Source organism: Delftia sp. ZNC0008 (genome assembly GCF_000799035.1).
Lineage (GTDB): Bacteria > Pseudomonadota > Gammaproteobacteria > Burkholderiales > Burkholderiaceae_C > Comamonas > Comamonas tsuruhatensis.
In genome coordinates this window covers 1-10,184 of the sequence record NZ_JTKZ01000549.1, presented here as the reverse complement: position 1 = coordinate 10,184, position 10,184 = coordinate 1, and the positions used below count along the sequence as shown (strand labels likewise).

10 protein-coding genes and 1 pseudogene are annotated in these 10,184 nt (G+C 67.7%); 7 read left to right on the top strand and 4 right to left on the bottom strand.

What is annotated here, in order from left to right; genetic code table 11:
* Nucleotides 1-612 (bottom strand): siderophore-interacting protein (locus tag L995_RS18335; RefSeq protein WP_047472903.1); only part of this gene is annotated, 612 nt, incomplete at its 3' end.
* Nucleotides 613-719: 107 nt separating this feature from the next.
* On the bottom strand, nucleotides 720-1,748 hold the full coding sequence (locus tag L995_RS18330) for a helix-turn-helix transcriptional regulator (protein ID WP_047472902.1): 1,029 nt from the start codon (nucleotides 1,746-1,748) through the stop codon (nucleotides 720-722).
* Between the two features lie 135 nt (nucleotides 1,749-1,883).
* Here L995_RS18330 and L995_RS18325 point away from each other — a divergent pair, with 135 nt between their 5' ends.
* Both L995_RS18325 and L995_RS33895 read left to right on the top strand, forming a co-directional pair.
* The gene (locus tag L995_RS18325; RefSeq protein ID WP_016447351.1) at nucleotides 1,884-3,083 is read left to right on the top strand and encodes a threonine ammonia-lyase; all 1,200 of its coding nucleotides are present in this window, start codon (nucleotides 1,884-1,886) and stop codon (nucleotides 3,081-3,083) included.
* Nucleotides 3,084-3,173: 90 nt separating this feature from the next.
* Complete coding sequence (locus L995_RS33895; RefSeq protein WP_016447350.1) at nucleotides 3,174-3,323, top strand: hypothetical protein; 150 nt, start codon at nucleotides 3,174-3,176, stop codon at nucleotides 3,321-3,323.
* Between the two features lie 92 nt (nucleotides 3,324-3,415).
* Here the strand turns inward: L995_RS33895 and L995_RS33250 are convergent, their stop codons facing one another.
* Nucleotides 3,416-3,667, bottom strand: a complete 252-nt coding sequence (locus tag L995_RS33250; RefSeq protein WP_126311565.1) for a hypothetical protein — start codon at nucleotides 3,665-3,667, stop codon at nucleotides 3,416-3,418.
* Here L995_RS33250 and L995_RS18320 point away from each other — a divergent pair.
* Entirely contained in the window at nucleotides 3,651-5,516 is a 1,866-nt protein-coding gene (locus tag L995_RS18320; protein ID WP_047472900.1) for a phosphoenolpyruvate carboxykinase (GTP), read from the top strand. The genes L995_RS33250 and L995_RS18320 overlap by 17 nt on opposite strands.
* Nucleotides 5,517-5,931: 415 nt before the next feature.
* Here the strand turns inward: L995_RS18320 and L995_RS18315 are convergent, their stop codons facing one another.
* Nucleotides 5,932-6,351 (bottom strand): hypothetical protein, encoded by a 420-nt coding sequence (locus L995_RS18315; RefSeq protein ID WP_047472899.1) that lies wholly within the window; start codon nucleotides 6,349-6,351, stop codon nucleotides 5,932-5,934.
* Nucleotides 6,352-6,498: 147 nt separating this feature from the next.
* Here L995_RS18315 and L995_RS18310 point away from each other — a divergent pair, with 147 nt between their 5' ends.
* From L995_RS18310 to L995_RS18295, 4 genes and pseudogenes are all read left to right on the top strand, one after another.
* Complete coding sequence (locus L995_RS18310; RefSeq protein WP_016452246.1) at nucleotides 6,499-7,458, top strand: LysR family transcriptional regulator; 960 nt, start codon at nucleotides 6,499-6,501, stop codon at nucleotides 7,456-7,458.
* A gap of 49 nt (nucleotides 7,459-7,507) precedes the next feature.
* Nucleotides 7,508-8,398 (top strand): metallophosphoesterase, encoded by an 891-nt coding sequence (locus L995_RS18305; protein ID WP_034365844.1) that lies wholly within the window; start codon nucleotides 7,508-7,510, stop codon nucleotides 8,396-8,398.
* A gap of 63 nt (nucleotides 8,399-8,461) precedes the next feature.
* Nucleotides 8,462-8,884 carry a universal stress protein gene (locus L995_RS18300; protein WP_016447345.1) on the top strand — a complete coding sequence of 141 codons (423 nt, stop codon included), beginning with the start codon at nucleotides 8,462-8,464 and terminating at the stop codon, nucleotides 8,882-8,884.
* A 218-nt stretch (nucleotides 8,885-9,102) separates the two neighbouring features.
* Nucleotides 9,103-10,184: pseudogene (locus tag L995_RS18295) on the top strand (DUF3616 domain-containing protein); the annotation flags it as partial.

Here is a 10,184-nt window from a genome sequence, read left to right as displayed (position 1 = left end):
CTCGTGCAGCACGAAGTCCACGTCGATCCATCCGTTGGCGCCGTCTTGGGCCATTCCCATCGCACGCATGGTGTACGTGCGCATGTCCAGGCGCATGTCACCCTCGGGCAGGCGCAGCAGGCCGCTGGCCGACAGCGTGGGCCATTCGGGCTCGGTCACGCCCGGCTGCGGAAACAGCAGCTTGACGTGGATGTGGGTGTCCTGCGCATAGCGCGCCATGTCGTCGCAGGCAAAGCGTACGCGGCGCATGTGCGGCGTGAGGTCGCGCACGGCCAGCACCCGCAGCTCGCGGAAGGCCGGCGGGCGCTGCAGCGCGGCGCCGTCACCCTCCCAGGCCAGGGAGCCGTCGGCGGCGCCCGTGGACTCCAGCAGCAGGTGGGCCAGCATGAGCTTCATGTCCTGCAGCAGCTCCACGCCGGGTGCCGCCACCTCCGCATGGACGCGCCCGTCCTCCAGCCACAGCTGTCCCCGGCCGCCTTCGTAGTCGGCCACCCAGCGCGTGCCTTCGCGGCGCACGGTGATGTCGTGCTCCTGCATGTGCCCGACGATGGCGGCAATGGCTTCGTCGGGCCTGTCCATGTGCACCGAGGTGCGCGCCTGCAGCTGTGTCATTCGCGTATGTCCTTTCTTTTGCCAGATTGCAGCACCGCCTGGCGCAAGCAGGCTTTGCGGCAGGCCTGCCGATGTTTGCGCCACGCGCCAAAGACGCCCGCCGGGCGTCAGACCCGGGCACGCACCAGCTTGGGAGAGATGCCGAAGCGGCGCTTGAAGGCCGTGGAAAAGTTGGCCGCGCTGGAATAGCCGGCCCCATGCGCGACCTCGGCCACGCTGCAGCCCGTCTGCTCCAGCGCGGCCCAGGCGCGCGCCAGCCGCTGCTCGCGCCGGTACTCGTCGATGCTGGAGCCATAGGCCAGGCGGAACTGGCGCTGCAGCGCACTGGCGCTCAGGCCCACTTCGCGTGCGATCTCGGCCAGCGTGCGGCAGCCGTCGCCGCCGCTGTCCAGCAGGGCCTTGAGGCGCGCCATGCGCCGGTGCTCGCGTATGCCCAGCACGCCCGGCACGGTCTGCGCCGGATCGGGCTCGGGCGCCTCGAGGGACTGCACGGCCTCGTGCACCAGCTCCAGCGTGCGGCTGGCCAGCAGCAAGGGCGCCGAGCCCTCACGTGCCAGCTGGATGATCTGCTCGGCCACCGCCACGGCACGCGGCGAGGGCTGCCAGGGCCGTATGGCCAGCAATTGCTGCTCCATCCAGTGCTGCAGCAGCGGCGGCGCCGCCATGGGCAGGGTCTGCGCGGCAAACCACTGCGGCTGCACGGTGATGCTGAGCTTGCGCTCGAACTTGCCGCGCCGCCACTGCCGCATGAACATGTCGCCGGGCCGCGTGTGGATGACGGCCCCGCAGGCCTGCACATGGGCACCGGCGGCGCTGGCGGGCGCCACCTGCAGCTGCAGACCCTGGTTGCCGAAGGCCACGTCCACGCACCCCTCCAGCAGCACGACCATGTGCAGGCCCGGCACGGCCGGCGAACGCGTGCTCATGGTGCGAAGGTCGCGGGCCTCCACGCCATGCAGCCACAGGCCGGGCTGGACCTGCCAGGCCTGCAGGTGACCGGCCAGCAGCGCATCCTGCGCCGTGACCTCGGCATCGAGGATGCGGTAGTCGGGCCCGCTGAAATCACAGGCACGCAGCGTGCCCCGCCCCAGCCAGCGCGGAGGGCGTGCAGGTGTTTGGACAGAGGAGAAAGCCATGGCCAGCCGGAGCGGTGCGCGCCCCACAAACAAGAATGATTCTTATTTTATGAAAGCCCCCTGCACCACGCTGGCTGCGGGGAATCCATTGCACGGCCTGGCGCGCGCAGGCCCGCGTGTGCGCCACAATGCGCCATGCTCAGCCTCCAAGACATCCAGAACGCCGCCGGCCGCCTGCGCGGCGCCGTGCTCGAAACGCCCTGCGTGGAATCGCGCACGCTGTCCCAGATCACGGGCGCGCAGGTGTATCTCAAGTTCGAGAACCTGCAGTTCACGGCCTCGTTCAAGGAACGCGGCGCCCTCAACAAGCTGGCCCAGCTCTCGCCCGAGGAGCGCGCACGCGGCGTGGTCGCCATGAGCGCCGGCAACCATGCCCAGGGCGTGGCCTACCACGCGCAGCGCCTGGGGGTGCGTGCCGTCATCGTCATGCCGCGCTTCACGCCGGGGGTGAAGGTGGAGCGCACGCGCGGCTTCGGCGCCGAGGTCGTGCTGCACGGCGACTCCCTGGCCGAGGCGCGCCAGCACGCCTACGCGCTGGCCGAGCAGCAGGGCCTGTGCTTTGTCCATCCCTATGACGACGAGCAGATCGCGGCGGGCCAGGGCACCCTGGCGCTGGAAATGCTGGCCGAACAGCCGGATTTGGACCTGCTGGTCGTGGCCATTGGCGGCGGCGGCCTGATCGCGGGCGTGGCCACGGCGGCCAAGGGGCTGAACCCGGACATCGAAATCATCGGCGTGCAGACCCAGCGCTTTCCGTCCATGTTCAATGCCGTGCGCCAGGCCGAGCTGCCGATGGGCACCTCGACCATCGCCGAAGGCATTGCCGTCACCCAGCCCGGCGCGATCACGCAGGAAGTCGTGGCACGCCTGGTGGACGACATGCTGCTGGTCGATGAGGGCGACATCGAGCAGGCCGTGCTCATGCTGCTGGAGATCGAGAAGACCCTGGTCGAGGGCGCGGGCGCCGCAGGCCTGGCCGCGCTGCTGCGCCATCCGCAGCGCTTTGCGGGCAAGAAGGTGGGAATGATCCTGTCGGGCGGCAATATCGATCCACTGCTGCTGGCAGCCATCATCGGGCGCGGAATGGTGCGCTCCGGGCGGCTGGCGCGCATCAAGGTCAGCGCGCGCGACGTGCCCGGCGTGCTGGCGCGCATCACGGCCACGGTGGCTGCAGCGGGCGCCAATATCGAGGAAGTCCACCACCAGCGCGCCTTCACCATGCTGGCCGCGCAGAGCGTGGAAATCGAGCTGGTGCTGCAGACGCGCAACAAGGCCCATATCGACGAGGTCATAGCCGCCCTTCAGGCCGAAGGCATGCAGGTCAATGCCGTCTAGCAGGCCCGGTGTCATGGCTTTCCCCGAAGGCGCCAGGGGACAGGCCTGCCTAGAATCAGGCATCCCCATTGGCAAGCCAGGAGCTTTTGCATGACGCACGATCCCGCAGCGCACCACGGCGAGCAGCCGGCCCCCGAAGACGCCACCGAGGCCGTCGTCCCCTACATGCCTGTCATCCTGCCCCTGGCAGGCGCCGTGCTGATGTTTCTGCTGGCCTTCATTGCCGTCAACATGGCCTGATTCCGGCCCTCCTGCCCCTGCACCAGGCCCCGCTTTGCGGGGCTTTTTGCTTGCCTTTTCAACAGGCAATTTCATCGTTCATATTGCATACTTCAATGCATAGAATGCATAGTTTTTGCCATTCGTTTGCTGACAAATTCGTGACCGCTCCCTAGAATCGAATCCCCAGCCGGTGCGCCGCCAGCTTCCGCCAGCGCCGCTTCGCCGCCCAGAGAAGAGCTTCCTTCGCGCGCCGACTGAACGAGAGCCCGTTTCTCAAAGTTGGCGCGGTGCAGCAGGCGCGTCCCCTTTGAAAAACTGGTTTTTTCAATTGAAGGAAGCTCCGCGATGAACGCACCCGTCATACAAGGCCTGAACATCCAGGCCCCCGCCTATGTCAAGAACAGCCGCCTGATCGCCTGGGTGGCCGAGATGGCCGCACTGTGCAAGCCCGCCAAAATCCATTGGTGCGATGGCTCGCAGGAGGAATACGAGCAGCTGTGCCAGCAGCTCGTCGATGCCGGCACCTTCAAGAAGCTCGATCCCGTCAAGCGCCCCGGCAGCTACCTGGCCTGGTCCGATCCGTCCGATGTGGCGCGCGTCGAGGACCGCACCTACATCTGCTCGGCCAACAAGGAAGACGCAGGCCCGACCAACAACTGGATGGCCCCGAACGAGATGCGCGCCACGCTGCAGCCGCTGTTCGACGGCTGCATGGCCGGCCGCACCATGTATGTGGTGCCTTTCTCCATGGGCCCGCTGGGCTCGCCCATCGCCCACGTGGGCGTGGAGCTGTCCGACAGCGCCTATGTGGCCGTCAACATGAAGATCATGACCCGCATGGGCCGTGCCGTGTATGACGTGATCGGCGTGGAAGGCGAGTTCGTGCCCTGCGTCCACACCGTGGGCGCGCCCCTGGCCGAAGGCGAGAAGGACCAGACCAGCTGGCCCTGCAACAAGACCAAGTACATCGTCCACTACCCCGAGACGCGCGAAATCTGGAGCTATGGCTCGGGCTACGGCGGCAACGCCCTGCTGGGCAAGAAGTGCTTTGCGCTGCGCATCGCCTCCACCATGGGCCGCGACCAGGGCTGGCTGGCCGAGCACATGCTCATCCTGGGCGTGACCAACCCCGAAGGCAAGAAGTACCACGTGGCTGCGGCCTTCCCCAGCGCCTGCGGCAAGACCAACTTCTCCATGCTGGTGCCGCCCAAAGTCTTCGAAGGCTGGAAGGTCACCACCATCGGCGACGACATCGCCTGGATCAAGCCCCAGGCCGACGGCTCGCTGCGCGCGATCAACCCCGAAGCCGGCTATTTCGGCGTGGCCCCGGGCACGAACTACCACACCAACCCCAACTGCATGGCCAGCCTCGACAAGAACGTGATCTTCACGAACGTCGCGCTGACCGACGACAACGACGTGTGGTGGGAAGGCATGGACAAGGACACCGGCAAGCTGCCTGATCACCTGATCGACTGGCAAGGCAAGGACTGGACGCCCCAGATCGCCCGCGAGACCGGCGCCAAGGCCGCCCACCCCAACGCCCGCTTCACCGTGGCCGCGACCAACAACCCCGCGCTGGATGAAGCCTGGGACGATCCCAAGGGCGTGAAGATCGACGCCATCATCTTCGGCGGCCGCCGCTCCACCACCGTGCCGCTGGTGACCGAGGCCCGCAACTGGACCGAAGGCGTCTACATGGCCGCCACCATGGGCTCGGAAACCACGGCCGCCGCCTTCGGCGCCCAGGGCGTGGTGCGCCGCGACCCCTTCGCCATGCTGCCGTTTGCCGGCTACAACATGAGCGACTACTTCCAGCACTGGCTCACGCTGGGCGCCAAGATCCAGGCCCAGGGCGCGGCACTGCCCAAGATCTTCACCACCAACTGGTTCCGCAAGAATGCCGACGGCAAGTTCGTCTGGCCCGGCTACGGCGAGAACATGCGCGTGCTCAAGTGGATGATCGACCGCCTCGAAGGCCAGGCACAGGGCGAGCAGACCGCCTTCGGCATTGCGCCCCAGTACGCCGAGATCAACTGGACCGGCCTGGACTTCTCCGCCGACCAGTTCGCCAGCGTGACCAGCATCGACAAGGCCGCCTGGGCCGAGGAAATGCAGCTGCACACCGAGCACTTCGACAAGCTGGCCCACAAGCTGCCCCAGGAGCTGCTGGTGACCAAGGCCGAACTGGAAAAGCGCCTGGGGACATAAAGCTCCCCCTGAGCGGCTACGCCGCTTCCCCCTCTCGCTTCGCGGGGGGGGACGGCACCCTCGGTGCGGGGCGGCGCGGCCGGCGTAGGCCCTTCCTCGGTGCCCCTTGCTTTGGGCAGCGCCAGTTTCATGGACTGTGGAAGATGCACAGAACAATGAATCCCTGAGTAGCTCTCGACCCATGGAAAAAGCCTCGCACTGCGAGGCTTTTTTTGTGGCGTTTCAACGACGCCCCCCAGACAACAAAAAAAGCCGCGCCTTGTGGGCAGCGGCTTTTTTTGTGGACAGCGCCAAAAACTGGCGTGACCTAAAGCGAGAGACACCGAGGAAGGGCCGCCCCGCACCGAGGGTGTCGTCCCCCTCCCCCGCGAAGCGGGTAGAGAGGGGGAAGCGGCGTAAGCCGCTCAGGGGGAGCTTAGTTACCTTGCCTATCCATGGCGCGGGCCAGATCGGCCATCAGGCGGGCGTCCTGCAGGGCGGCGTTCCAGATGCGCTCGTCAGCGGCGGCCTGCTGGCGGCTCTCGGTCCAGGCGCGGTAGCCGGCACGGGCCATCATGGCGGCGCGGCGGGCGGGGGCGGAGAACAGGGCCAGGCCCATGAAGGCGGCAACCCACAGCACGACCCAGGCGCCCAGCATGTGGCCGTCGGTCCAGTTGTGGGCGACCTCGTTGACCACCACCATCAGCGCGGCCACCAGGGCAGCGAGCAGCAGGGCGCTGGCGCCGCGCTTGCCGGAGAAACGCTTGGCAGCGCTCTTGCGGTCGTCGGCGGCTTGATAGACATGCACCACACCAGGGTGCTCGACACAGTAGGAGTTGTAAATGAAGTTGCTCATGGCAGATAAACCCAGTTAAATGGCCGCTTTTGACGGCGTGGCGGGCGACTAGGGGTAACTATAGGGTTTACCCTAGAGTTCTTCAAATTTATATCTTGAATCTGTAGCATTCACACCAGTGATGACTCAGCGCTCGCTGCCACGGCCATGTCCGCCCTGAACTTCCGCACACTGGATCTGAACCTGCTGCGCGTCTTCGACGAGGTGATGGCGGAGCGCAGCCTCACGCGGGCGGCCCACAAGCTGGCCATCACCCAGCCGGCCGTGAGCAATGCGCTGCGCCGCCTGCGCGAGGCGCTGGGCGACGAGCTCCTGGTGCGCCAGGGCCAGGGCGTGGAGCCCACGCCGCGCGCGCTGGCGCTGTGGCCCGTGATCCGCGAGGCGCTGCAGCAGCTGCAGGACACGCTGACGCCAGGCGAATTCCACCCATCCACCGCCACCGCCACCTTTGTGCTGGCCATGGCCGACGCCACGGCCGCCACGCTGATTCCTCCCATGTTCAGCCTGCTGGAGCGCGAGGCGCCCGGCATCGGCATCCGCGTGCTGCCGCTGACCACGCGCGACCCGCGCAGCCTGCTGGAGGCCGGCGAGGCCGACATGGCCGTGGGCTACTTCCCCGCCGCGCTGGCCGACCTGACGGCGCGCGCGCAGTCGGGCGCCCTGGTGGCCTTCGACAGCCGGCGCCTGTATGAAGGCGAGTACCTGTGCGTGATGCGCCAGGGCCATCCGCTGGCCGATGTGCCGCTGACACTGGACAACTACTGCGCGGCGCGCCACATGCTGGTGAGCTTCTCGGGCCGCTCCTTCGGCTTCATCGACGAGGCCCTGGCCTCGCTGGGCCGCACGCGCCAGGTGGTGCTTACCGTCAACCAGTTCTTCACGGCCGGGCGCGTGGTCATGACCTCCAACCTGCTGACCATATTGCCGCGCCACTTCGTGCCCGTGACCGGCATGGCCGACAAGCTGGTGCTGCGCGAGCTGCCCTTCGACGTGCAGCCCGTGCACGTGGACGCGCTGTGGCGCCGGCGCGGCCAGCATCCTCAGGCCTACGACTGGCTGCTGCGCACGCTCACGCGCTCTGCAGAGGCGACCTTCCCGCACACCTGAGCGCCGTTTGCGGGGCGCCCGCGCCAGCGCAGGTTCTACACTTGGCCGCATGAAGATCCAGCTGCTGTCCGACCTGCACCTCGAGGCCCATCCGCATTTCATCGCCGAGCCCGCACCCGATGCCGACGTGCTGGTGCTGGCCGGCGACATAGGCTCCTACCAGAGCGGCAGCCTGCTGCCGGGCCAGGATTTCGGGCTGGAGCGCTTCTCTCCCCTGCCCCAGTACGCGGGCTGGCCCTGCCCCGTGATCTTCGTGCCGGGCAACCATGAGTACGACATGCAGGACTTCGACGCCGCCCACGCCCGCCTGCGTGCCACCTGCGAGCGCATGGGCATGGTCTGGCTGGAGCGCGAGACGGCCGTGCTGGACGGCGTGCGCTTCGTGGGCACCACGCTGTGGAGCGACTACGACGCCATGTCCATGCATGAAGGCGTGACCGATCTGGCCCGGCTGCTCAAGCTGCGCGAGAAGGCCTTTCGCGCCGCCAATTTCTACCTGCAAAAGACCGGCGGCACGCGCGACGGCGAGCCCTTCCTGGCCGAGCCCATGCGCGAGCAGTCGCTGGTCTGCCAGCAATGGCTGCGCCAGGCGCTGGCCAGGCCCTTCGATGGCCCCACGGTGGCCGTCACGCATTTCGCGCCCAGCCTGCGCAGCGCCGACCCGCGCTACGGCCTGGTGCCGGGCACGGCCGGCTTTTGCAACGTGCTGGATGAACTGCTGCCCTTTGCCGATCTGTGGCTGCACGGCCACCTGCATTCGCCCAGCGACTATGTGGCCGAGGGCCTGCGCGGCGATGGCAGCGCCTGGCGCTGCCGCGTGGTGGCCAACCCGCTGGGCTACGCGCGCAAGGGCGAGCAGGAGGGGTTTTCGCCGCGCTCTACCATCGAGTTGCCGGTGCATGCGACCGCAGGGGCGGCAGAGGCACCGGCCCGTGCTTGACCTGGATCAAGCACTCCACCCCGGCTTGGGCTTAGTCTCGGGCCATATCCAAGGAGGACCTTCATGAACATCCTGCTCGCTGTCGATGGCAGCCCCTACACCCAGAAGATGCTGGCCTACCTGACCTCGCACCCGGAGATCCTGGGTTCGGCCCACAGCTACAGCGCCATCACCGTCCAGCCCCAGCTGCCGGCCCGCGCGCGCGCCGCCCTGGGCAAGGACGTGGTGGACGAGTACTACGCCGAGGAGTCGACCAAGGTGCTGGACCCCGTGTGCAGCTACCTGGCCGAGCACGGCGTGCAGGCAGCCCGCCTGAGCAAGGTCGGCCCGATTGCCGACTCCATCATCAAGGCGGCCGAAGAAGGCAAGTTCGACCTGCTGGTCATGGGCACGCATGGCCACGGCACGCTGGGCCGCCTGGTCATGGGCTCGGTCAGCACCCAGGTGCTGGCCGGCAGCCAGGTGCCTGTGCTGCTGATCCGCTGATCGACCGCTCGATACGCTGCCCCGTGCACACGCAGCGCCCATAACCAGAAAAAGCAAAGCGCGGGCATCACGGCGCAATGAGGCAAGGACGGCACCCTGAGGGAGCCGTCTTTTTTTTTTGCATGGTGCCTTCCCACCATCCTGCGAGCCTGCCGTCACCGGGCTGTCACAGCCGCCTCTTACAGTCGCGCGATTTGTCACACAGGGGGATGGTGAGCATGCGCGCGAGTACTTTGGATTGGCGGCACAAGGCGATTGCAACGGCCTGCCTGGCCCTGTGTGGCGCTGCATGGTCCGCGCCCTTCACCCCGGGCAACCTGGTGGCCTACCGCGTGGGCACGGGCACAGGCGCGCTGCCCGTGTTCCTGGATGAGTACCGCGTGGACGGCACGCTGGTGCAATCGCTGCCGCTGTCAGGCGGAGCGACGCCGCTGACGGCCAGCAGCAAGGGCTCGGAAGGCCTGCTCAACCGCTCGGACAATGGCCTGTGCCTGGTGGTTCCTGGCTATGCCGTGGCCACCGGCGGCACCGAGCCCAACGGCGTCACGGCAGCGGCGGCCCCGCGCGCCGTGGCCGTGGTGGGGTTCGACTCCGACGTGAAAAGCCTGCGCGCGCTCGGCACCACGGCCTTCAGCAAGGACACCATCCGCGCAGCAGCCAGCAGCGACTGCGGCGCCGTCTGGGCCAGCGGCAAGGGTACGGCCACGGCCAACAATGGCATCTGGCATGTGGCTGCCGACGGCACGGGCATCTCCCAACTGAACAGCAGCAATGTCCAGGGCCTGGCGGTCGCCGGCGGCCAGTTGATCGCCGCCATCAACGGAGGCTCGCTCAACCAGATCGGCACGAATTTGCCGACCACGGGCATCCAGACGGCCCTGCCCCTGGCGGGCCTGACGCCCTCCACCTACCGCGGCATCGCCTTCCTGCAACTCGATGGCGGCCCCGCCCTGGCGAACACCGTCTACGTGGCGGACAACGATACCGGCGCCATCCGGAAATTCCGCCTCTCGATGGACGGCACCAGCTGGCAGCCCGCAGGCTCCATTGCCGGCCTGTCCAAGGTCCACGGCCTGGCCGCCTTCGATACCGGCGGCGGCAATGTGATGCTGATGGCCACCGACACCACGGGCCGCCTGTACCGCGCCTTCGATCACGGCGGCTACGCCGGCACGCTGTCGGGCACGGCCGAGTCCATCGCCGCGCCGCAGGACGGCGTGTTCTATGGCGTGGCCTGGGCCCCGCTGGAGACCGTGCCGGCGACCGTGCCCGCCGCCCCCTCCAACCTGGCGGCCACCCC

What these genes read in the sequence shown, in the direction of transcription:
- L995_RS33895 (WP_016447350.1), top strand. Translation starts at nt 3,174, where the DNA reads ATGACGCACGATCCCGCAGCGCACCACGGCGAGCAGCCGGCCCCCGAA.
- L995_RS18305 (WP_034365844.1), top strand. Translation starts at nt 7,508, where the DNA reads ATGAAGATCCAGCTGCTGTCCGACCTGCACCTCGAGGCCCATCCGCAT.
- L995_RS18315 (WP_047472899.1), bottom strand. Translation starts at nt 6,351, where the DNA reads ATGAGCAACTTCATTTACAACTCCTACTGTGTCGAGCACCCTGGTGTG.
- L995_RS18310 (WP_016452246.1), top strand. Translation starts at nt 6,499, where the DNA reads ATGTCCGCCCTGAACTTCCGCACACTGGATCTGAACCTGCTGCGCGTC.
- L995_RS18325 (WP_016447351.1), top strand. Translation starts at nt 1,884, where the DNA reads ATGCTCAGCCTCCAAGACATCCAGAACGCCGCCGGCCGCCTGCGCGGC.
- L995_RS18300 (WP_016447345.1), top strand. Translation starts at nt 8,462, where the DNA reads ATGAACATCCTGCTCGCTGTCGATGGCAGCCCCTACACCCAGAAGATG.
- L995_RS18320 (WP_047472900.1), top strand. Translation starts at nt 3,651, where the DNA reads ATGAACGCACCCGTCATACAAGGCCTGAACATCCAGGCCCCCGCCTAT.
- L995_RS33250 (WP_126311565.1), bottom strand. Translation starts at nt 3,667, where the DNA reads ATGACGGGTGCGTTCATCGCGGAGCTTCCTTCAATTGAAAAAACCAGT.
- L995_RS18330 (WP_047472902.1), bottom strand. Translation starts at nt 1,748, where the DNA reads ATGGCTTTCTCCTCTGTCCAAACACCTGCACGCCCTCCGCGCTGGCTG.